This window comes from Arcobacter denitrificans (SeqCode) (genome assembly GCF_048571185.1).
Taxonomy (GTDB): Bacteria; Campylobacterota; Campylobacteria; order Campylobacterales; family Arcobacteraceae; genus Arcobacter; species Arcobacter denitrificans.
Map to the genome: position 1 here is coordinate 358,893 of NZ_CP182350.1, position 23,434 is coordinate 382,326.

19 protein-coding genes and 1 pseudogene are annotated in these 23,434 nt (G+C 27.8%); 12 read left to right on the forward strand and 8 right to left on the reverse strand.

Annotated elements, in window-relative coordinates:
* Window positions 1-75: 75 nt before the first annotated feature.
* The 7 genes from ACNI28_RS01900 (at window position 76) to ACNI28_RS01930 (ending at window position 9,971) form a co-directional block, all read left to right on the forward strand.
* Window positions 76-858: a phosphate/phosphite/phosphonate ABC transporter substrate-binding protein gene (locus tag ACNI28_RS01900; RefSeq protein WP_419765184.1), complete on the forward strand. Its 783-nt coding sequence runs from the start codon at window positions 76-78 to the stop codon at window positions 856-858.
* Between the two features lie 5 nt (window positions 859-863).
* A complete protein-coding gene (locus tag ACNI28_RS01905; protein WP_419765185.1) occupies window positions 864-2,675 on the forward strand; it encodes an ATP-binding protein in 1,812 nt (603 codons plus the stop codon).
* Window positions 2,676-2,686: 11 nt separating this feature from the next.
* Window positions 2,687-3,808, forward strand: coding sequence for a response regulator (locus ACNI28_RS01910; RefSeq protein WP_419765186.1), 1,122 nt, complete (start codon window positions 2,687-2,689; stop codon window positions 3,806-3,808).
* 123 nt (window positions 3,809-3,931) lie between these two features.
* A complete protein-coding gene (locus ACNI28_RS01915) occupies window positions 3,932-4,972 on the forward strand; it encodes an HD domain-containing phosphohydrolase (RefSeq protein ID WP_419765187.1) in 1,041 nt (346 codons plus the stop codon).
* A gap of 11 nt (window positions 4,973-4,983) precedes the next feature.
* Window positions 4,984-6,120 (forward strand): FIST signal transduction protein, encoded by a 1,137-nt coding sequence (locus ACNI28_RS01920; protein ID WP_419765188.1) that lies wholly within the window; start codon window positions 4,984-4,986, stop codon window positions 6,118-6,120.
* Between the two features lies 1 nt (window position 6,121).
* Window positions 6,122-9,007 (forward strand): ATP-binding protein, encoded by a 2,886-nt coding sequence (locus ACNI28_RS01925; protein ID WP_419765189.1) that lies wholly within the window; start codon window positions 6,122-6,124, stop codon window positions 9,005-9,007.
* Between the two features lie 43 nt (window positions 9,008-9,050).
* Complete coding sequence (locus ACNI28_RS01930) at window positions 9,051-9,971, forward strand: MBL fold metallo-hydrolase (RefSeq protein WP_419765190.1); 921 nt, start codon at window positions 9,051-9,053, stop codon at window positions 9,969-9,971.
* A gap of 8 nt (window positions 9,972-9,979) precedes the next feature.
* Here ACNI28_RS01930 and ACNI28_RS01935 read toward each other — a convergent pair whose 3' ends face one another.
* The 4 genes and pseudogenes from ACNI28_RS01935 to ACNI28_RS01950 form a co-directional block, all read right to left on the reverse strand.
* The gene (locus tag ACNI28_RS01935; RefSeq protein WP_419765191.1) at window positions 9,980-10,474 is read right to left on the reverse strand and encodes a redoxin domain-containing protein; all 495 of its coding nucleotides are present in this window, start codon (window positions 10,472-10,474) and stop codon (window positions 9,980-9,982) included.
* Window positions 10,475-10,564: 90 nt separating this feature from the next.
* Window positions 10,565-11,260 (reverse strand): annotated as a pseudogene (locus ACNI28_RS01940) (methyl-accepting chemotaxis protein); the annotation flags it as partial.
* Between the two features lie 1,411 nt (window positions 11,261-12,671).
* A complete protein-coding gene (locus ACNI28_RS01945; RefSeq protein ID WP_419765192.1) occupies window positions 12,672-14,645 on the reverse strand; it encodes an EAL domain-containing protein in 1,974 nt (657 codons plus the stop codon).
* A gap of 443 nt (window positions 14,646-15,088) precedes the next feature.
* Window positions 15,089-15,370 carry a high-potential iron-sulfur protein gene (locus tag ACNI28_RS01950; protein ID WP_419765193.1) on the reverse strand — a complete coding sequence of 94 codons (282 nt, stop codon included), beginning with the start codon at window positions 15,368-15,370 and terminating at the stop codon, window positions 15,089-15,091.
* Between the two features lie 246 nt (window positions 15,371-15,616).
* Here ACNI28_RS01950 and ACNI28_RS01955 point away from each other — a divergent pair, with 246 nt between their 5' ends.
* Window positions 15,617-17,881: a glutamine--tRNA ligase/YqeY domain fusion protein gene (locus ACNI28_RS01955; RefSeq protein ID WP_419765194.1), complete on the forward strand. Its 2,265-nt coding sequence runs from the start codon at window positions 15,617-15,619 to the stop codon at window positions 17,879-17,881.
* 31 nt (window positions 17,882-17,912) lie between these two features.
* On the opposite strand, the gene ACNI28_RS01960 is transcribed toward ACNI28_RS01955, so the two are convergent.
* The 3 genes from ACNI28_RS01960 to ACNI28_RS01970 all read right to left on the reverse strand — a co-directional run bounded on the left by ACNI28_RS01960 (window position 17,913) and on the right by ACNI28_RS01970 (window position 20,560).
* Window positions 17,913-18,452 carry a hypothetical protein gene (locus tag ACNI28_RS01960; RefSeq protein ID WP_419765195.1) on the reverse strand — a complete coding sequence of 180 codons (540 nt, stop codon included), beginning with the start codon at window positions 18,450-18,452 and terminating at the stop codon, window positions 17,913-17,915.
* Between the two features lie 93 nt (window positions 18,453-18,545).
* On the reverse strand, window positions 18,546-19,352 hold the full coding sequence (locus ACNI28_RS01965) for a DnaJ domain-containing protein (RefSeq protein ID WP_419765197.1): 807 nt from the start codon (window positions 19,350-19,352) through the stop codon (window positions 18,546-18,548).
* A 122-nt stretch (window positions 19,353-19,474) separates the two neighbouring features.
* On the reverse strand, window positions 19,475-20,560 hold the full coding sequence (locus ACNI28_RS01970; protein WP_419765198.1) for an LLM class flavin-dependent oxidoreductase: 1,086 nt from the start codon (window positions 20,558-20,560) through the stop codon (window positions 19,475-19,477).
* A 126-nt stretch (window positions 20,561-20,686) separates the two neighbouring features.
* Here ACNI28_RS01970 and ACNI28_RS01975 point away from each other — a divergent pair, with 126 nt between their 5' ends.
* The 4 genes from ACNI28_RS01975 (at window position 20,687) to ACNI28_RS01990 (ending at window position 22,971) form a co-directional block, all read left to right on the forward strand.
* Window positions 20,687-21,016, forward strand: a complete 330-nt coding sequence (locus tag ACNI28_RS01975) for a hypothetical protein (RefSeq protein ID WP_419765199.1) — start codon at window positions 20,687-20,689, stop codon at window positions 21,014-21,016.
* A gap of 51 nt (window positions 21,017-21,067) precedes the next feature.
* Entirely contained in the window at window positions 21,068-21,466 is a 399-nt protein-coding gene (locus tag ACNI28_RS01980; RefSeq protein WP_419765201.1) for a rhodanese-like domain-containing protein, read from the forward strand.
* Window positions 21,467-21,505: 39 nt separating this feature from the next.
* Window positions 21,506-22,381 carry a DMT family transporter gene (locus ACNI28_RS01985; RefSeq protein ID WP_419765203.1) on the forward strand — a complete coding sequence of 292 codons (876 nt, stop codon included), beginning with the start codon at window positions 21,506-21,508 and terminating at the stop codon, window positions 22,379-22,381.
* A 98-nt stretch (window positions 22,382-22,479) separates the two neighbouring features.
* Window positions 22,480-22,971, forward strand: coding sequence for a hypothetical protein (locus ACNI28_RS01990; protein ID WP_419765204.1), 492 nt, complete (start codon window positions 22,480-22,482; stop codon window positions 22,969-22,971).
* Between the two features lie 57 nt (window positions 22,972-23,028).
* On the opposite strand, the gene ACNI28_RS01995 is transcribed toward ACNI28_RS01990, so the two are convergent.
* A complete protein-coding gene (locus ACNI28_RS01995; protein ID WP_419765205.1) occupies window positions 23,029-23,433 on the reverse strand; it encodes a PAS domain-containing protein in 405 nt (134 codons plus the stop codon).
* Window position 23,434: the final 1 nt, after the last annotated feature.

The following is a 23,434-nucleotide window of genomic DNA, read 5'->3' on the forward strand; positions in this document are numbered from 1 at the left end:
AGTAAATAACATAAAGATTTAGTTGGGATAAATTAATTTTATAATATGATATAAAAGAGATAAATAGGAAAATATATGAAAAAAATAATTCTGATTTCATTACTTGCAATATATGCTATTGGTGCAGATATTACATTAGGTGTTGTACCACAACAAAGTCCACTAAAGTTAGCTAAAAAATGGCTAAAAGTAACAGAGTATATAAATAAAGAAACTGGCTTAAATATTATTTTTAAAACAGAAAAATCTATTCCTAAATTTGAAGAAGAATTATACAATGGAAAATATGATGTAGCATATATGAATCCATATCATTTTATAATTGCAAATGAAAAACAAAAATATACTGCATTTGTAAGAGCAAAGAAAAATATTATTGGAATCTTACTGGCAAAAGAAGAAAAAGTAGAATTTACGAAAGATAACCTTAGAGGCAAAACTTTTTTATTTCCTGCACCCAATGCATTTGCAGCAACACTCTTAACAAAGTTTGAATTAAAATCAAAATTTGATTTTGATGTGGATAAAGATACAAAAGTACTATATGTAAATTCACACGACTCTGTTTATAAAGGTATCTCTAGAGATATTGGATATTTGGGTGGTGGCATAGTTAGAACATATAACAATTTTCTAGATAAAAATGATAAAGATAAAATCAATGTAGTATATAAAACATCTGCCTATCCAAGTCATCCACTTGCATTTCATCCAAGAGTTACACAAGAAACAGTTATAAAAATCCAGCAAGCATTTATAAGTATGCCCGAAGAGATAAAAAATATATTGAGTATTAAAGATTTTATAATAACAAACAATAAAGAGTATGATGTAATTAAACAGCTTGGTGTTAAATAAAATACATGTCATTTAAATATCGTTTTATACTATCCTTTGTTTTATTAGAGATATTTTTTATTGTATTAATTGTATCTATTAACTTTTTTACAATTTCAAATAGTTCAAAAAAATTAATTAATGAAAGAATAGACTCAAACATCACATTCTTAGAACAACTTGTAAAAGTTCCAATTAGTATTTATGATATAGCAACCCTTGATGATTTAGTTGAAAACTCAACTAAATATATGAATTCTTTTGTTTTATTGGATAACAATGACAAAGTTCTTTCAAGTCAATATTTATACGAATATATGAGCTTAAAGGAACTAATAAAATTAAAAACAAACAGAAGTATTGAAATTGAAAAAGAATCTTATGAGATAATTTATAAAGAACTTTTTGAAGATGAAATTAGAATTGGTTCAATGTATGTTATATTTGATACTTCTGCTAGTTCATCTTTTATTGAAAACAATAAAAATAAGACTTTACTTATTATCTTTATTGAGATATTTTTATCAACGATTATATCTTATCTAATAGGACATAGTTTAACAAAAAAATTAACTAAACTCTCAGAAATAGCTTCTGAGATTGGTAAAGATAAGCAAACTAATGTTCCATATACTAATTCAAAAGATGAAATAGGTATTCTTGCTCAATCAATGTATAAAATGCAAAATAATCTTAATGAAAGAAAAAGCATACAAAGAGAGTACACAAAAGCCTTGCGTAAACAAAGATTTGAGTTAATGGAAGCTAATAAGTCAAAAGATAATTTTTTAGCAAATATGAGTCATGAACTAAAAACACCATTAAATTCAATAAACGTAATAAGTGAAGTTATGATGAGAAATAAAACAGATAACTTAGATATAAAACAAGTTAAAAACCTAGAAATTATAAATAAATGTGGAAAAGATTTGTTATTTATTATCAATGATGTATTAGATATTTCAAAACTTGAAGCTGGTCAATTAATACTTAATTATGACAAAATAAATATAAAAGAACTAATAAAAAGTGTTTATGACATGTTTTACCTTCAAGTAAAAATAAAAAACTTAGACTTTATATTAAAAATTGATGATAACCTTGATTTAATATATAGTGATGAAAATAGAATAAAACAAATAATAAAAAATCTATTAAGTAATGCTTTAAAATTTACTTCAAAAGGTAAAATAAGCTTAATAGCTAAAGATGAAAATAAAAACCTAAAAATAATAGTTAAAGATGAAGGTATAGGCATACCAGAAGATAAATTAGAGTATATTTTTGATAGATTTAAACAAGCTGATGGAACTACAACAAGACATTACGGAGGTACTGGTTTAGGGCTATCTATTTGTAATGAATTAGCTTTATTATTAAAAGGTAGTATTACAGTAACAAGTGAGTTAGAAAAAGGCTCTTCTTTTGAGTTTGTTATTTCAAAAAATGAAGATTTAATAGTAGGATTAGATTTATTAGAATTTGGACAAAAAAATGAAAAGAAAACTTTTAAAGATGAAAAAAAAGAAGTTATTTTGACTGATGAAATATATGTTCTAAATAGTAACCCTATTTTATTTTTTAAAATTGTTAATCAATTAAAAACAAAATATAATATTATCAATATTAATAGTTTAAAAGAAATAGATTTAAATAAAGAGATAAAAGTTATTTTAGAGGTATCAAGATTAAGTGATGATGATATTTTGTTTATAAAAGAAAAAAATATTGATAATTTGATTTTAATTTATAAAGATAAAATAGATAATGACTTAGAAAAATTTGCTCATCTTTGTATTGAAGAATCAGAAAATGACTTTGATTATACATTGATTTAAAGGATTATTTAATGGAAAAATTTAATATTTTAATTCTTGATGATATAGAAGAAAATATTTACTCTTTAAAGTTAATGATTGAGGATAGTTTTGAAGATATTGAAATATATTCTGCACTTAATGCCCAAGATGCAATAAGCATACTAATGAAAAACAAAATTGATTTGATTTTAAGTGATATACAAATGCCTGATGTTGATGGATTTCAGTTTGTAGATTATATTAAAGGTATTGACAAAACAAAAGATATACCAGTTATATTTATAACTGGTATTTATGATAAAGATTCTTATCAAAAAAAAGGTTACGATTTAGGTGTAATAGAATATATTTCAAAGCCAATTGATAATGACTTACTAATTTCCAAGTTAAAAATATTTATAAAACTATTTGAAGATAAAAAAAACACACTAAAAGAGTTAAGTCAGGCAAATAAACTTCTTGTACATAATTCAAAAATGGCAAGTATGGGAGAAATGATAGGGGTCATATCTCACCAGCTAAAACAACCGCTAAATATACTCTCCCTTTATTGTCATGATATTAAGTTCTCTTATGATTTGAACGAACTAAATAAAGAAACAGTAGATGATTTTGCGACAAATACAAAAAAACAGATACAACATATGAGTGATACTATTGATAGCTTCTTAAGTTTTTTTAATTTAGAAAAACAATTTGTTAGAATTTCAGTTGAAAAAGCGATAAATAATTCATTAGATTTGATGAAGTCACAGATTGCAAAAAATAATGTTGATATTATTATAAATATAGAAGATAGTGATATTTTTGGTGTTGAAATGGAGTTATCCCAGGTCTTTATTAACTTAATTACAAATTCTATACAAGCTTATATTGAAAGAGATATAAATAACAGAGTTATTGAGATAAACTCATATCATGAGGATAATAAAGTTATTTTAACAATTGCCGATTTTGCTGGTGGAATTGAAAATAATGATTTAGAAAAACTTTTTGACCCATATTTTACAACAAAAGAAAATGGCACAGGAATAGGACTTTATATGGTTAAACTAGTCGTTATCAATAGCTTAAATGGTACCTTGAAATTGGAAAACGATGACAAAGGTCTTAAATTTATTATAACATTTCCTATGCTTAGTAAAGCATAACAAAAATTAAATAACTATAAGAATGAGCCCTATAAAAATTAACTTAATATAAAAGCTTTTTACTTTTATATTAAGTTAATTTTGCTGTGCTAAAATTTTATATAATTGATAAAAAGGAATATCATGCAAGATATAGCTGGTATGAAAATATTGTCAGTTGATGACAATCAAAACAATCTCATGATCATTGAAATACTTGCAGAATCGTTAGGTTTAGAAATTAAGAGTTTTTTAGACCCACAAGAAGCAATTGGACACTTTAATAATCAATATGACTTAATCATTGTTGATTATATGATGCCAAAACTTAATGGAATAGAATTTATTGAAGAAATTAGACTCCAAGACAAAGAAATTCCTATTATTATGATTACAGCAGCTGGTAATGACAAAGACTTACACTTAAATGCACTAGAGAGTGGTGCTAATGATTTTTTAAGTAAACCAATCGATGTTCCATCCTTTAAAGCAAGAATTACTAACACTTTATTGTTAAGACAAAGTCACATACTATTAAAAGACAAAAGTAAACTTTTAGAATATGAAGTTAAAAAAGCTACACAAACTATTATTGATAGAGAACATGAAACATTAAGACTATTGGGTCAAGCAGCGGAGTTTAAAGACCCTGAAACAGGAGCTCATATAGAAAGAGTTGCCTATTATAGTAAACTTTTAGCAAAACTTCATGGTCAAAATGAGAAATTTCAAGATACTATTTTTTATGCATGTCCCTTTCATGATATTGGAAAGATTTCTATTCCTGATAAAATTTTACTAAAACCAGGTAAACTTGATGATGATGAATTCGAAATTATGAAGACTCATGGATTAGCTGGATATAAGTTATTGCAACATTCTCAAAGTGAATATTTAAAAGCAGGAAGTATTATTGCATTAAATCATCATGAAAAATATGATGGTACAGGCTATCCAAATAAACTAAAAGGTGAAAATATTCCTCTTTTGGGTCGTATTACAGCACTTGCAGATGTATTTGATGCCTTGACTTCTCAGCGACCTTATAAAAAGGCTTGGAGTTTTGAAGAAGCAAGTGATTTTCTAATAGAACAAAAAAGTAAACATTTTGATCCCATTCTTGTTGATTTGTTTGTTGAAAATATTGATTTATTTAGAGAAATTCATAACGATTTTAAAAATTAAAAAGGATAAGCATGCAAATAGAAACTTTAGTATACGATAATGAATGGAAAAAACATTCAAGTGATTTACCAGAAGATGAATATAATAATGTAAATATCGTATTTATCTTTGGACATACAGATATTATCAAAAATGAAGAACGTTATAATGAAATAAAAAAACGTTATCCAAATGCTGATATTGTTGGTTCCTCAACATCTGGAAATGTTGTTGCAGCGGAAGTTTCAAGTTATGAATTAACTGCAACTGCTATTAATTTTGAGAAATCAAGGGTTGAAGTTTCATCTTTAACTTTTAATGATGGAGATAATATTGAAGAACTTTCTAAAACTTTAATTAGTAAATTAAATAAAGAAGAACTCAAACATATCTTTGTAATTAGTGATGGACTATTGATAAATGGTTCACAACTAGCAAGGGGAATTAATCATGTTAATTACGGTATTCCTGTAACTGGTGGTATGGCAGGAGATGGAGACAGGTTTCAAGAGACTTTTGTTATTGCCAATGGAGTTGCTAAACAGCGTACTATTGTGGCCATTGGGTTTTATGGAAAAAACCTAAAAGTAGGTACTGGATGTTTTGCAGGTTGGAGTGAATTTGGCACACAACGAAAGATCACAAAATCAAAAGATAATATATTGTATGAAATTGATGGAGAGCCTGCACTAGACTTATATAGAAAATATTTAGGTGAACTTGCAGACGAACTTCCAAATAGTGGCTTGAGGTTTCCTTTAAATATTAAAAAAGATGAAGATTCACCAGAAGTTATTCGAACACTCTTAGGCATAGACAAAGAGGCTAAATCTATTACTTATGCAGGAGATGTACCAGAAGGATATAGTGCACGATTAATGAAAGCAGATATTGATATACTTATTAATGGTGCAGGAAAAGCAGCTAACTCTATTAAACAAGCCAATAATAAAACAGCTTTAGGATTAGTGGTAAGTTGTGTAGGACGAAAAATTGTCATGAATTATTTAATAGATGATGAACTTGAAGAAGTACAAGAAATCTTAGGTGAAAATGTAAAGTTAACAGGGTTTTATTCTTATGGTGAAATTGCACCTTTTAATGATGATATAGTTAATTGCCAATTACATAATCAAACTATGACATTAACTACTATTTACGAGGATTAAAATGCATAGATTACTTAAACGTCAGATAAAAAAAACTCTTGGTAGCACATTTGATTTTGATTCAATTGATGAAAAAATACAAGATTTACTCAATATTGTATCTGATGTTTATGATGATTTTGATGATCAACGACGTATGAGTGAACATATTATTACTGTTAGTTCTGATGAATTGAGGAACTCAAATGCACAGCTAAAAAAGCTCCTAGATGAACGTTCAGAATCACTAGAAAATAAAACTATTGAAAATAAAGAGATTATTAACTTATTACACCAATACAAAGTTGCAATTGATCAGTCACTTATAGTCAGTCGTACAGATAAAAGTGGAATAATCACTTATGTTAATGAAAGATTTTGTAAGACTAGTGGTTATTCGGAAAAAGAATTAATAGGAAGTCCCCATAATATAGTCAGGGATCCTTATAATTCAAAAGAGCTTTACAAAAATATATGGGAAACGATTACAAATAAAAAGATTTGGACAGGTACTTTTTCAAATCGTAAAAAAAATGGTGATATTTATTATGTAAATTCTACAATTATTCCCTTACTTGACCCAGAAGGAAATATTCAAGAATATATGGGTCTAAGAGATGAAATAACAACACAAATTGAATATCAAAAAAAATTAAAATCTCAAACTCAAAGAATACATACTATATTTAATTCACAAGAGAATATTACTCTTATTATTGAACCTTCTGATGGTATCATTGATGTAAATAATAGGTTCTTTGAAACCTTTGGATATAACAATTTAGATGAATATAAGAAAAAAGTTAAATGTTTATGTCATCTATTTGAAGAAAAAGAGCAATTAGACCCAAAAAATAATTTTGGACTAAAGTGGTATGAACAATTTTTATCTAATCCTAAACAAGTGCATAAGGTAACTTATAAGGACTCAAATAAAAATGAGTATATTTTTAGAATAAGTTGTAAAAAAATTTTACTTGATGCAAAAACACATATCTTAGCCACTTTAGTAGATATTACAGAATTAGAACATGCACGAGAAAAAGCAGTTGTTGCACAAAAAGCAAAATCTATTTTCCTAGCAAATATGTCCCATGAAATTAGAACACCTCTTAATGCAATTATTGGTTTTTCAGATATTCTTGCATTGTCTAAACTTGAACCAGAACAAAAAGAGTATGCAAATATAGTTTCAAAAAGTGCTTTATCTTTACTAGATATTGTTGATGACGTTTTAGATTTATCTAAAATAGAGAGTGGAAAACTTGAAATTAATAAAGATACATTTCCTGTTAATACATTAATGGACCATATTATTGAACTCTTTTCAATAAAAGCAAAAGAGAAAAAGATACGTTTTATTTATGATGCAGATCCTGAAGTTCCTTACTCTATTTATACAGATTCAACACGTCTTAGACAAGTTTTATCTAATCTTTTAAGTAATGCAATTAAATTTACCCCTGAATATGGATATGTTATATACAGTATGAAATTAATAGAAAAAAATAAAAATAAAGCTACTATAGAATTTAGGGTTCAAGATTCAGGAATAGGTATTTCAAAAGAGCAACAAGCAGTTATTTTTGAGCCATTTTTACAAGCAGATACAGGTATTAGTAGAAACTATGGAGGAACAGGACTAGGTCTTTCAATCTGTAAAGAGATTATTCAATTGTTAGATTCTAAAATAAAAGTACAGTCTCAAATGAACAAAGGAAGTACTTTTTATTTTACACTTGAAGTGGATATTAAACAAGGAGAAAATGAAGTTTCACACCATTATGAACATCTTAATTTTGCAATGTCTGATATAAAAGATGATAAAGAGCATTTAAAAATAAATATACAAAATTATTTAGAAAAGATTGGAAGTGTATATGAATTTTCAAAAGTTGGAAGTAATGAAAATTTTGATTACCTTTTTTGTTTTGAAGATGATTCATTACTTGAAAATATCCAAAAATTTAAGGTTTTAAATCCAAATGCAAAAATTGTCTATGTTGGAAATAAAAAAACAATTAGTAATTTTGAAATTAAAGATTTTATTCATCACTACTTAGACTTACCTATTTATGGTTCAAAGGTATTCAATATCATATCTGATAGTACAATTATTGAAGAAGAAAAACAAATAGATACTATAAAAACTAGTGATAAAGTAAATACATCAAAAAAACATCTACTAGTTGCAGAAGACAACCCAAACAATCAAAAACTCATCGAAATACTAATTCATAAATTAGATATGAAATGTACTATTGCCAACAATGGACAAGAAGCAGTAAATGAATATAGTAATAATAAATATGATTTAATCCTAATGGATATAAATATGCCAATTTTAGATGGGGTAAGTGCCACAAAAAAAATCTTGAAGATGCAAAAAGAAAACAATAGCTATAAAGTACCTATTATTGCATTAACTGCGAATACAATTGAGGGTGATAAGGAAAAATATATCTTTGCAGGAATGGATGATTATTTAGCAAAACCAATTATTTTTGATAAATTTAAAGCAATGATAGAGCACTATACAAAAGAAGATTTTGTTGATGATAAACTAAACTCTATAAAAGAAGAAGATAGCCCTCTATTTTCAATACAAAATACGATGAATCAATTGAATTTAGATGAAGAGACATCCCTTATGCTTTTAGAAAACTTCTTTTTGACAATCAATGATGATATTTTAATATTAGAAGAAAAAATAAAAAACAATCTACATAATGAAGTTTATCAACAAGCACACTATATAAAAGGAAGTTGTCTAAATCTTGCACTTAATGAACTTGCATCTATTTTAGAAAAGATAGAACAAAAAGCACAAACAAAGGAAGATACTTTTGAAGAGTCAGAAAAACTAATCAAAACTCTTCAACAAGTAAAGAAAACCTGTAATATTTAAATAAAATTGACTACTTACTAACTACAATCAAAAGGATGAAGTTATGATTAAAAAAGTTATCGTACTATTGAGTGTTTTGAGTAGTCTATTATTTGCAGATATTTATGCACTAAAACCTATAAAGATTACAGATGATATTAGCTGTGTTATAGGAGATATAAATCCACCAAATAAACAAAACAATGGATTTGTTTCAAATATGTGTTATGTAAATATGGGAAATAGTTTAGTTGTACTCGATGCAGGACCTACTTATATATTTGCAAAAGAGTTTCATAAGCTAATGAAAAAAGAGTATCCAAATAAAAAGATATCCCATGTAGTTTTAAGTAATTATCACGATGACAGAATTCAAGGTGCCTCTTATTTTAAAGAACTTGGTGCAAAAATTCTAGGACACAAAACTATAAATGATGACATAAAACAAAACCCTTCAAAGTTTGAAAGAATGAAAGCAATGTTACCAAAAGAGATTTATCAAAAAACAGAAGTAATAAATGCTGACACTTTAGTTGGGGGAGGATATAAAATAAAAGGAAGTAAAAAAACACTTGAAATAATAAAACCTAGCAAGGTTTCAGAAGAGAAAAGTGATATAGCAGTTTATTCAAAAGATGATAGCTTTTTATTTGTAGGAAATATGGTATTTAATGGAAGACTTCTAAGTTATAAAAAAACTTCAAATATAGATGGCTGGATAGAAGCCTTAGAAAACTTAGCAAAAATCAAAGCAAAATATCTTTTAGGTGGACATGGAAAAAACTTTGATAAAGATTCATACAAAGCATCTTTAGAATATCTAAAAATATTAAGAAATGATGTGAAAAAAGCCTATGAAGAGGAGATTGATATCTTTGAAGTAAAAAATCATGTCAAAACTAATAAGTTTGATTATCTTAAGCATTTTGAACAATTAAATAGTGCGAATATATCCACATATTATAATCAACTTGAATGGGAATAAAGCATAACTTATTTACTCAGTAACATCCTTGTATAAAGTCCTGCTGTAGTTGTATACCCTACTTCACTAAATTTAAGATTTTTGTTTTTATCATATATAAGTGTAGTAGGAAAAACTTCTATATTAAACTTGTGAAAATAGAAACCATCTTCATCATTTACTACTTTAAATGTTAGATTGTGTTCATCAAGATAATTTTGTATCTCTTTTTTGCTTCCAGATTGAACAGCAATAGTTATTACTTCATACTCTTTTGATATTTTTTGGATATTAGATGCTTGAAACTTACAAACAGGACACCATGTAGCCCAAAAATAAATTAGTATAGGCTTATCTTTTGAGACTTCATATTTAGCTCCATCAAAAAGAGAAAATGTATCTATGTTTAGTCTATCTTTATTTAGATCAAGTGAGCGATAATAACTAATTGCATTCATTGCAATTGTCAAAACCACCACAAATATTACACCCTCTTTAATATATTTTTTTATTTTATCTTTCACTTATTACCTTACTTAATAATACTTCTAACAGATAATTATAGTTTTTTATTGTTGGCAATATATTTAATAAATTTTTATTTAAATTAATAATTAAAAACTATCCCATTCATCGTCATTTGATATATTTGAACTAACAGATTTATTAGATGAAGTTTCTTTTTTAACTACTGGAATAGAACTCTTTTTTTCAATATTGTTATTTACTTTTTTTGTACTATCACTTTTTACTTTAGTATTATCTTTTTTTCTAGATAGCTCTTTTCCATCAAACTCTTTTTTATCAGTATCTTCTACTACTAACTGCGCTATTGCGTCTGTTTTTATTGCAATTTGTTTTGCATTATTTGCTACAGAAGCATTTTGTTGTGTTTGTTGGTCTAGTGAGTTTATCGCATCGTTTATTTGTACAATACCTTCTTGTTGTTCTTTACTTGACGATGAAACATTACTTATTAGTTCTATTGTTTTTTCAATATTTTCATTTAACTCTACATATCCATTTTTCATGATATCAGAGATACTCTTCCCTTCATTTGCTTTACTTGTAGCATTTTCAACTAATGATTTTATTTCTTTTGCAGCTTCTGCAGATCTTGAAGCTAAGTTTCTAACTTCTTGTGCAACTACTGCAAATCCTTTTCCAGCTTCTCCAGCTGTTGCTGCTTCAACTGCTGCATTTAGTGATAAAATATTTGTTTGAAATGCGATTTGATCAACTACTGATATAGCTTCATTTATCAGATTTACTTGCTGGTTTATTTCATCCATGGATTTTGTAGTTTTACTAGCTAGTTCTTTTCCATCATTCGCTGAAGTTGTAACTTTATTAGCTAATATTGACATTGTACTTATTTTATCAGTATTATTATTTACAGTTGAAGTTAATTCTTCTAATGCGGCTGCTGTTTCTTCTAACGAAGCTGCAGCTTGGTTAGAAGAAGTATTTAAAATATCAACATTTTCTAAAAGATTTGTTGCTGATTCTTGTAAAGTAAGTCCATTATTTCTATTCTCAATCAACATTTGAGTTATTGAGTCTTTTAAAATATTAATACTTTTAGCTACCTTAGCAAAATCTCCATCTTCTTTTATCCCTTTTATGTCAAGTACAGCTTTATATTTATAATTTGCATATTCTGCTAAAACAACATTAATTACTGAAAAATGTTCTTTTAATGTGGTAATCATATCATTTACACCATTTTTAAACTCTTCCAAAGACTGATTTGGTGTTTTTGCATCAATTATATTTGAATATACTCCATGTTTAACATCTTGAATTACAGTTTTAGCTTCACTTATAAGTTCAGTATCTGCATTAATAAGTTTTTGTGTATTTTCAATATTTTGATTAATAATTATTGACATGGCACTAATTTCATTGTCACCTGCTTCATTAAGTTTTGGAACAGTTTCTGTCCCTTTATTTAAAAACTCAAAGAAATGTAAAAGTCCATTCTTAAAGTCTTCAATATACATTCCAATCTTAGTAGCAATTAACCAAAATATAAAGACTATAAAGCCTATTAGCGTTAATCCAAATATAACAGTAACAAACTCAAAATTAGTAATTACAGATTCAATCTCTTTTCCAAGTTTAGTATTCTCATCAATATGCTCTTTTACCCAAATTTCTAAAGCATCTGTTTGTTTTGCTGCAAAAGGGTCAAGTTTTAGCATTATTTTGTTACCAGCTTCTGGTCCATCTTTTATATATGAATTTGCCATTTCAATACCAATTTTATAGAAACTCTCAAAATTAGTTTTAAAATCCTGAAGTTCATTAACCATCTCTGGTTCATTGTAACTTTTATGCTCTATTATTAGATGATCTAGTATTTTATTTCCATCATCAAAATATTTCTTAGCTTCATCAAAACCATCATCAAAACCAGCATAAGCTCTTGTAGCTGAAATATCAGTCAACCACTGCTGTACTTGTATTACGTCTCTTTGAAGTTTTAAAAAGTTTATTGCATGAGGAAGAATCTCATTTTCTTTTTCATGAACTTTACTTTTTATATTATGTAGTTGATAAAAGCTAACAACAAGACTAAGCAATGTTAAAAAAACTATTGCAATTCCAGTACGAATAAGCATTCTTTTAATTGATACATTTGGAAACATTAAAAATAACCTTAAATGAATTTTAACTATTATTATTACATAAAATTTATAAAAATTAAGTATTATGATTTTATTCTGTAATTAGTTCTTTTTGAGGCTTCCCAAAATAGTATCCTTGAGAGTAGTCTATACCTATTTCATTTACTTTTTTTAATATGGCTTTGTCTTCAACAAACTCAGCAATTGTTTTCATACCAAGGTCTTTTGAAAATTGTGCAATATTTTTTACAACTACAAATGATGTATTGTTTGAATCAATATTTTTTATTAATGAACCATCAATTTTTACATAATCAGCTTCAAGTTTTACTAAGTACTCAAAATTACTATACCCTGTTCCAAAATCATCAATTGCAATTTTACAGCCATTGGATTTTATTATTTTGATGAACTCATGTACTTGTTCAAATATCTCTATTGATTCAGACTCAACTATTTCAAAAATAACTCTATTTCCTATCTTATAACTATCCAACATAGTATAAATAAAAGCTTTTATTTCATCATTTAAAATATCTTCGATTGTTATATTAATTGAAAACATCATATTTATATCTTTGAATTTTTCAAAAGTTTTTTCTATCATTACTTTAGTAATATGAGTATATTGTTTTGTCTTTTTTGATATTTCTAGAAAAAAATAAGGTGAAATCAATTCATCATTATCTTCTATTCTAACTAAAGATTCATATTTTTCTATTTTGCCAGTTTTATTGTTTATAATCGGTTGATATACAGGTGTAATACTATTTGTTTCAATGGCTTCTTTTATTTTTTTAGTCCATTTTAGATTATTTTCATACTCTTTATTTAAAGATATCTCTTCTCTATATATTACTAATGATTTGTTCTCTTTTTTAGCAATTTTCAAAGCCATATCTGCTGTTTCTAGTATGTGTTCTTTCTGCTCAAATGAGATTCCAGTAGTAAAACTTAATGATAAATCTTCCTTATCAATAATTATTTTTATATCATCAAGTTTTGTTTTTATTTGTATTAATTTCTCTAGAAAATCATCCTTTGTAATATCCTTATGTAAAATTACAAATTCATCACCACTTACATGATAAATATTCATTAATTTACTACTTTTCACTTCCCAAAGTCTTTGTGAAAACTGTTTTATCACTTTATCACCAATTAGATGTCCATACAAGTCATTAATCTGTGAAAACTTATCTATATTTAAAATAGCCAAAGCAGGAGAGCTACTTTCACCTATATCTTTTATAAGTTTGTATCTACTACCTTGTCCTGTAAGAGAATCTGTATTTGCTATATTGTCAAGTTTTTGTTGCTGTTGTATTACTTGTGTTATATCGTGTCTAACTGCAATATACTCAACAATCTCATCTTTATCATCTAAAATTGGTAAAATAGTAAGATCAACCCAATAGTCACATAGTTTTCCCCTATTTTGTAAGATTCCTTTCCACACTTTTTTTGATTTAATTGTTGCCCACATGTCTTGATAAAGCGTACTAGGGTTATCTGGATGTCTAATAATACTATGTGGTCTACCAATGGACTCTTCTGCACTGTAACCAGTTAGCTTACAAAAAGCACTATTTACATAGGTAATTATTCCACTCAAATCAGACTTTGTAACAATATTTGATTCATCTAAAGCTATTTGATGACTTTTTAAAAATGCCAAAGTTCTTTGGAGTTGATATTCAGCTTGTTTTTCTTTTGTAATATCTGAATAAACAGCTACTATATGCTCATTGTCTAGTTTATAAACTGTATTTTCTCTATAACCAGATATACGTTCATCTTCATAAAATTTCAAAGGATGATTAACAGAAACGCCATCTTTATATACTTTTTTAAAGGTATCTAAAAGACCTAGTTCTACAACTCCTGGAAATATTTCTGTAACTTTTTTTCCAATAAGTTTATCTCTTGTTACTTTTTCTAACTCTTCTGCAGCTTTATTAAAATCGATAAATTCAAAGTCTTCGCCATCATCAACAACTTTATATATTGCAATACAATCCTTAATTGTATTAATAAATATATTACATAGATTAATATCTAACATTTGAATAAACCTTCATTCTCTTTTACCTTTAGTTAATTCTATCTTACTTTAGTTAATAATTCAAATCAATTCTTTTTATAAGACTAAATAATAACTTTACATTAAAAAAGAGAATAAAAATACCCAATTTAACTAAATTTTCTCTTACTTTATTTATACTACAGCTATCTTTTTTTAAAATATTACAATAGGACTAAAGATAACTCTACAAGAATTATTTTCAATCTAATTTTATAAATAAAAGAAAAAGTGCCAATTATGAAAAAAATAAAAAAACTGTGTGGGATAAAAAAAAGTGACTATGCACCCTATGAAAATGAAATAATAAGTATAGTTAAAAACCCACTTTTTATTTGCAAAAAATGCCTTCGTGTTGCACATAACAAAAAACATCTTTGCAAACCCAATGGACTGAAATAGTCTATACCTATTCTTTCTTAATCCTATTTAGGAGGTTCTCTATATAAAGTACACCAACCATTTGGACTTATAGAGCCTTCAACAATCTTACAGGTATTTGTTTTAGCTTCAAAATGCATACAATCTTTACATACTTGACCATTTTTGGGAGTATCTTGATATTTAAATTGTTTTTTAGAACCTTTTGCATGTAGTGGAGTTGTTGATAAAGTTACTAGACTAAGAAAAGCCATACTTTTAAAAAACCCTCTTCTATTTAGCAGTTTATTTAAACTTTTGATATTATCTTTAGATTCATGTTTCATTGCATATCCTTTCATTTTGCTACATTGATTCTTTTGATTATACTAACAGCTTATTCAACTCTGACCTATTTAATAGTTACAAATTCATGCTTAATTTACAATTATAGATAGATAATAGTTTATAAACCTAATTGGCTATCATATTCAATAACTTCTCCCAAGGTGCTATAAGCACTTATTTGATAAAATGCAACTCTTAAATAGTTTTAGAATCAAAACACAGTTTATTTAAAAGGTTTAATAATAATGAGTGAGCACAAAGATTTTTTACGAGTCAAAGTTGAAGAAGACTTAAAATCAGGCAAATATAAAGAAGTTATTACAAGATTTCCTCCTGAGCCAAATGGTTTTCCACATATAGGACATGCTAAATCTATCTGTATCAATTTTGGTATTGCCCGTGATTTTGGTGGTCACTGTAACCTTAGAATGGATGATACAGACCCAACTAAAGAAGATACAAAATATGTAGAAGCTCTCAAAGATGCTGTCAAATGGCTTGGCTTTGAGTGGGGTGATACAGAGTATTATACTTCTGATTACTTTCATAAACTCTACGATTATGCAGTTGAACTTATCAAAATGGGTAAAGCCTATGTAGATAGTCTAAATGAAGATGAGATTAAAGAGTACAGAGGAACAGTTACCCAAGCAGGAAAACGAAGCAAATATGCCAATCGAAGTATTGAAGAGAACTTAGACCTTTTTGAACGAATGAAAAATGGTGAATTTAAAGATGGGGAGCATATCTTAAGAGCCAAAATTGATATGTCAGCTTCAAATATGAAGATGAGAGATCCTCTTTTATATCGGATAAGACACGCGCACCACTATAGAGCAGGTGATAAATGGCATGTTTACCCAATGTATGACTTTGCTCACTGTTTATCTGATTATACAGAGGGGGTTACTCATTCTATTTGTACGCTAGAGTTTGAAAATAACCGTGAAATTTATGATTGGGTATTGGATACACTTAAGCTTACCCCTCCTAGGCCTTATCAACATGAGTTTGCAAGACTTGGTATCAACTATACTGTTATGAGTAAAAGAAAGCTTTTAGAGCTTGTAGATGGTAAGTATGTAAATGGTTGGGATGATCCAAGAATGCCAACAATTGCAGGATATAAAAGAAGAGGTTATACACCTGAGTCTATATTGAACTTTTGTGACCAAATTGGAATTGCAAAAGCCAACTCTATGGTGGATGTATCACAACTTGAATTTTGTATCAGAGATGATTTAAACCAAAAAGTACCAAGAGTAATGTGTGTACTAGAGCCTCTAAAAGTAACTATTGAAAACTATGAAGGAAGTGAAGAGATTGAGGCTTCATATTATCCACATGATGTACCCAAAGAGGGTTCAAGAAAAATACCTTTTTCAAAAGAGATTTATATAGAGCGTGAAGACTTTATGGAAAATCCTTCTAAAGAGTACAACCGCCTTACACTTGACCAACCTGTACGACTAAGACACGCTTATATTATCACATGTAAAGAAGTGATTAAAGATGCAAATGGAAATATTACGCAAATAAAAGCAGAATATAGCCCTACTTCAAAAAGTGGTTCAGATACAAGTGGTATAAAAGTAAAAAGTGCAATACAATGGGTTGATGCAAAAGAAGCAAAACAAATCCAAGTAAGACTTTATGATAGATTATATAAAAATGAAACACCTGAAGCTCTTGAAGACTTAAATCCAAACTCTTTATCAGTTATTGAAAATGCACTTGTTGAACCTGCTGTAATCACTGAAAAAAAAGATGAAAGATTTCAGTTTGAAAGACAAGGATACTTTTATACTGACCCAATTGATTACACTGATGAAAAACCAGTATTTAATAAAATAGTAGGACTAAAAGACTCTTGGGCTAAAAAAACAAAAAAAACTGAAACTGCACAAAAACTTGCTCCCAAACAAGAGCCGAAAAGAGAAGTAGTACATGGTGAAGCTCAAGCTTTAAATGAAGAACAAAAGGCACTATTTGATAAATATACTACGGAACTTAAACTAAATAGTGAAGTAGCAAATATCCTAGCAAGGGATAAACAACTATCCTCTTTTTATGATGAGGCATTATCCAAGCTAAATAGTCCAGTAGCAATAGCAAATATTGTAGCAAATGATGTAGCTAAAGAGCTGAAAGAAAAAGGGGTAAGTGAATTAAAATTTACAGCCCTTCAAATAGCCCAACTTATTAAAATGGTAGAAGAAGAAACTATTTCAAGTAAAATTGCAAAACAAGTATTTGAAGAGATGAGTCAAACAGGAGTTAATCCAAGCAAAATAGTTGAAGACAAAGGTCTTGTACAGATAAGTGATCCAAGCATTATCTTACCAATTATAGATGAAATCATCACAAAAAACCCAGATAATGTAGCTAAGTTTAAAGCAGGTAACACAAAACTATTAGGTTTCTTTGTAGGACAGGTATTGAAAACTACTGGTGGAAAAGCAAATCCGCAAGTAGTGAATGAACTTGTTGCAAAGCAGTTGAGTTTATAAATAAAAAAGGCTAGTTTGAACACTAGCTTTTTTATAAAATATTATCTATATCTTCTTTTATTTTTTTAAATATATCATTTGAAGCTATGTCTTTGTTTTTCTTAATGAACTCTTCCAAACCTGAACTCTTTACTGGAATTTTTTTAGTGAACTTAACAATATCTTCATCTATAGGCATCCCTCCTATTTTTGTTTGCATCAATTCAATATAAAAAGTGCCCTCTTTTAAAGAAAATTTTGCATAGTTATAATAGACCTTTGACTCTTTATTGATTGTAGTAAAATCAATTGTTTCTGCTCTTAAAGAGGTATAATCCATCTTCCCTTTTTCAAAAAGCTGTGTAAAAATAAAATAAGGTAATATATTTGGATTTATGTTTTGTTCAGCTGTTTTTATATTTGTTTGCTTAACAAATATATCTTCAATAAGTTTTACATAATAGTTTGGATTTAGTGTTCCAACACTTTTTAATACTTCACTATTTATATACTCGTATATCCAATATGGATTCTTTTTTATAAACTCTTTTAGTTCAATTAATTGTAAATCTAATGATTTCTTTTCTTGCATCTTTTCTCCATATAATCTAAACTTTATCAATAGCTATTGACTCTTTAATAAGTGCTGATACTTTTTTTAAGCTTAAAAAAATAAATATAAAATCTATTTTTTCAACTCTTTAATAACTTGATAAGCTTGGTTTATCTCTTGTGTTTTTGCAGTAGCTTCTTCCATATAAGTTTCATCCTTATCTTGTGAACTTATAATATCAGGATGGTATTCTCGAATAAGTTTTCTATATGCTTTTTTTATTGTGTTCATATCATCACTTTGTTTAACACCTAAAATCTTATAGGCCTCTTCAGCACCCATAGTTTGCTGTTTGTTTTTCATCATATTTTCAAATTTATTTATAATAGCTTCATATTCTTCAGAAGAGATATTTAACTCAATCATGATTTGGCGTAAAACTTTATCTTCATCTTCACCTATACCACTATCTATAAATGCAAGCTGTATTAAAAAACTCATAAATTGTTTTCTTTTAAGTCTAGATCTTCCAAGTGATTTATCAAAAGCTTGTGCAAGCTCTTTTGTATCATCATCTTTTTGTTTTTCTTCGTTGAAAATCTCTTTCATAATAGCTCTAGCTTTTTGTTTTTCATCAAAAACTTTTGAGATATCATCAAACATCATACCAATAAGCTGAGCTTCTAACTCTTGTACTCGACCATCAGCCTTAGCTACTTTTGCAACCAAAGAGATAAAAAGTCCTAACTCACTTTTTTTGAATAACTCTTTAGAAGTAATTAGTTTGTTCAATTTTCTTCTAACATAAAACTTATATAGTTTAAATGCCACATATAAGGCAACAATAACACCAAGAGTTATAAAAATATTTTCTATAAATACATAATAAAATATCACAAGAAATATTGCTAAATATATCCATTTCTTTAAATTAATCATTTTTATCCATTTTAATAGCTTAAATTTTATTTATCAGTAAAAAATTATATCTTTTTTATCTTGTGTAGTCTTTTATCTTTAGAATTTATAGCATTTAATTTATCAATTCTTACTATTATATTTTAAAACCAAGTTTTTGCAATGAGTTCATAAGAGTGAATTCTTTTTTGTGGATTATGAATCCATGAGTTTATCATTATTTCACTAGCACCCGTTCTTTGTACAAGATTTTCTAGCTTCTCTTTTACAAGTTCTGGTGTTCCCCAGATGGATTCTCTTAGCTTTTGAGTTATAGCTTTTTTTTCCCAATCCTCCCATAACTCATCCATATTTTGTGTTGGTTTAGGTATAAGTCTCTCATCACCTCTTTGAAGGTAAAGAAATTTTTGGATTTCAGTAGTAGCTAAATATCTGGCTTCTTCATTTGTCTTGGCACATATGGCATTGATGCAGATTATGATATAGGGTTCTTTTAGTTGTTTTGAGGGTTTGAAGTTTGATTTATAAACATCTATTGCATCCATCATAGCATCTGGCGCAAAGTGCGAAGCAAAAGCAAAAGGTAAACCTTTTTGTCCAGCTAAACTTGCACTAAATGTACTTGAACCCAATAGCCAAATAGGTACTTCAAGTCCATATCCCGGTACTGCTTTTATAGCATTTTTGCCACCTTCATTGGATAAAAGATATTGTAAATGGTTTAACATAACAGGAAAATCTGAACCATCATTCTTATCTTTTCGTAAAGCCATAGCTGTTCTTTGGTCAGTGCCTGGTGCTCTTCCCAATCCTAGGTCTATTCTATTTGGATACATTGACTCTAAGGTACCAAACTGCTCAGCAATAACTAAAGGAGTATGATTTGGCAACATTATCCCACCTGAGCCAATTCTGATTTTTTTTGTTCTTGCTCCAATATGACTCAAAATCACAGATGTAGCTGCACTTGCGATACTACTAAAATTATGATGCTCTGCAATCCAATATCGCTCAAAACCAAACTCTTCAACAGCTTGGGCTAGTTTTGTACTATTTTCAATAGCTTCACTTATAGTATATCCTTCACAAATAGGAACTAAGTCAAGTACAGATAAAGGGATTTGTTTTTTCATATGAGCCTCTAATTTTTTTACTTTTTCAAGTATACAAGAAAAAACTAAATTGAAATATAATAATAAAAACCACTCATTTACTTTAAAATTTGTCATATGTGAAGAAATAATAAATAGTTTTAATTCTAAACACAAAATCTTACAACTTGTAATAATTTTAAATATCATCATTTTTTAATGGTACAATTATCTCAAAAGACTAAAAAATATAGAGGATAAAACATGGATGGTAAAATGATAGTAACTTATAAAATACTGTGTAAAAATGACTTCAACTTAGAACTCACACTGGAAAAACTATTTGCAAATGAAAAGATAGCAAAAACAATAAAAAGTGAATTTGCAAAAGGGATTAGAAATATTGATATTTTCACAAAAGAAAGTGATGCTAAAATAAAAATAGAGACCCAAAAAGAGCTATATCAATTTGAAGTGGATAAGAATGACTTTGCAGATTTAATAACACTAAGTGAAGAAGATGCAAAGAAAAGAAATCTTACAAAAAAAGATTGTGCTGACGTAGAACTTGTGAATATAGAAACTATAGATTAAACTATTTAAAGCTATTATTGGGTAATTATTTAAGAAAAAGGGGTATAAACTATGAGAGTATTTTTAGCATTGGTATTTTTAGCTATTTTTGCACTTGGAGATTTTAAAGGACTTACTCCTCAAATACTTCAAGATAAAATTGATAAAAATATAGTACTTATTGATATCAGAACTCCTCCTGAGTGGAAAGAACTAGGAATTGTCCCAACAAGTAAAAAAATTATGTTCTTTGATGAAAAGGGAAAGTATGATGTTCAAGGTTGGCTTAATGAGTTTTCAAAATATGTAAAAGATAAAAATCAAGCTTTTGTTCTAATTTGTAGGTCTGGAAATAGAACAAGTTTAGTTGGTGAATTTTTATCTAAACAAATGGGATATAAAAATGTCTTTCATTTACAAGATGGTATTAAATCATGGATAAAAGAAAATAGAAAAATACAAAAAAATTAAAATACCAATAAATACATATGACTTGAGGAGATTTGTTTTTTGAAAGATATAAAAGTTCAAGGGATGTTTCTTGCAGCATTGGGAGTGTTTATCATAAGCTTTGATGCTCTTTTGGTAAGACTTGCTGCTGTTGATGCATCTGTTATCTCTTTTTATAGAGGTCTTTTTATGGGAATAAGTATGCTGATTCTTTGGAGACGAAGTAGCAGTAAGTCTTGGATTCCTGTCAATAAAATAGAGTTTATGAATTTTTCTTTATTGGTCATACTCTCTGCTTTGGGAACTTGTCTTTTTGTCTTTTCTGTAAAATATACAGCTGCTGCAAATACCGTTGTACTTTTAGCAACCTCCTCTTTCTTTGCAGCTATATTTAGTTATCTATTACTAAAAGAGAAAATCAAAAAACAGACAGTTATTGCAATAGTAGTCTCTTTTTTAGGTGTATTTATTGTCTTTGGAAACTCCTTTACATTTACAGGAAACTACATAGGAGATTTACTTGGTGTAGCTTTGGCTATAACTATGGGTATGGAACTTACTTTATTTAGAAAGTATGGACACTTTCCTACGATGCTTGTCATCTCGCTTAGTGGTTTTCTTGTTGCAGCTGTTATGTTTGTCTTTAGTGATAAGCTTTTAGATATCTCTTTAGAATCACTATTTTGGTTAAGTATTATGGGCTTTGTTCAGATTCCATTAGCTATGTATTTTATTTTTATTTCAACAAAATATATAACATCAGCAGAAGTGAGTCTTTTTACTACCATAGAAACAACAATGGCACCAATCTGGCTATGGCTTTTTCTTAGTGAGATTCCACCAAAAATGACAATTATAGGTGGTACCTTAGTAATATTTGCAATATTTATAAATGCACTACCAAGTATAATAAAAAAAAGAAATAAAACTCATTAGAATTGTACCTTTTCTTTTTTATCTACTCAATACTATTTATAATAATTAGATATACTATTGCAAAACTTTGATAATAAGGGATAAAATGAGAAAATATAATGTCTAGTGAAATGATACTTGCTTCATTGTCAAAAGTGTGGCACATAATACCAATAGTGATTTTTATTATATTGTTTAAAAAATTCATGGATAGTAAAGGTAAAAAATACAAAATAAATATAAATGAAGAGCATGAAAAAAAAGGCTTAACATTAGAATTACGTACAATAGAAAAATACGAAAAACTAGGCTATAAAGTAATCTATGATAAAACAAAAGATGATGAAAAAGCACAAGGTGTAGATATAGTTTGTAATAAAGACAATCAAACATTCCTAATAAAATGCAACAATAACTCCAAACCAAAATCAATCACAGCAGAAGATATAAAAACATTTCATAAAAATGCAATCACATATGTAAAAACAAATAATTTAGAAGAAAAAGATGTAAAGTTTAGATATGTAATACACTATGAAGATGCACTAGATAAATCTGCAAGACTCATCCTAAAAGATGATTATTATAATTGTAGGTATGTGATTGTTTAAACATTTAGAATACTAAAAAAAAGACCCAAGTCAATAATAAAAATTCATAAATAGATTTTAGGTTCTTTCTTCTTCATTCCAGAGTTTATAAAGATTTTTTGCATCATCTATTTCTCCTTGTGAAGCCTTTCTTCTACAAGACAAATACCCTTTTGAACCATCACAACTTTGAAAAGGATATACCGTTGCAAATACCCAGTAGTATCCGCCAGATTTAGTTGCATTTTTTACATAACCTGTCCATATATCTCCTGCTTCTACCGTGTCCCATAAAGACTTAAAAGCCTTTTTAGGCATATCTTTATGTCTTACGATACTGTGCGGTTTTCCCATTAACTCTTTTAATGTATATTCTGCTACTTTACAAAAATCATCATTTGCAAATCTAATATTTCCTTTTATATCAGTTTCACTAACTAAAAAAGCACTTTCATCTAAAACTGTTTCTTGTTCTGCTGGCATA